Source organism: Halorubrum sp. CGM4_25_10-8A (assembly GCF_005435025.1).
Lineage (GTDB): Archaea > Halobacteriota > Halobacteria > Halobacteriales > Haloferacaceae > Halorubrum > Halorubrum ezzemoulense.
In genome coordinates this window covers 1-448 of record NZ_SGTX01000062.1, presented here as the reverse complement: position 1 = coordinate 448, position 448 = coordinate 1, and the positions used below count along the sequence as shown (strand labels likewise).

The window sequence follows — 448 nt, the reverse complement described above, 5'->3', positions numbered from 1 at the left end:
CGTCGACGTAGGCCTGAATCGAGCGGTACGCGGTGCCGGAGACGACGGTGGAGACGCACTCGACGTCGGCGTCGGCGGCGGCCTCGGCCACGCGGCCCGTCGCCTCCTTCCCCTCGGATTCGAGCGCCTCGACGACGATCTCCGCGCCTGCTTCCAGACTGGAGTACGCCGCGCCGTCGACGACGTACAGCGCGTGGAGTCGAGCGCCGTACTGCTCCGCGAGGTCAATCGCGTGTTCGATCGCGGCGTCCGACGCCGGACTGCCGTCGGTGGGAACGAGGATCTCTGAATACATCTCACTCCGTGGGTACAGCGGGACGCGATTAAAAACCCGATCCAACGTTCTCGCACTCGACCGAAAGACCGAACGGAAACGCCTCGACCCTACCGGAACCCCATCGCTTCGATCTGCTCCTGATACCGGTTGCGGATGGTGACTTCGGTGACC

General features: G+C 65.4%; 1 protein-coding gene. It reads right to left on the bottom strand.

Annotated elements, in window-relative coordinates:
- Positions 1-295: universal stress protein (locus EXE52_RS18125; protein ID WP_137704011.1), on the bottom strand; the 295-nt coding region annotated here is incomplete at its 3' end.
- Positions 296-448: the final 153 nt, after the last annotated feature.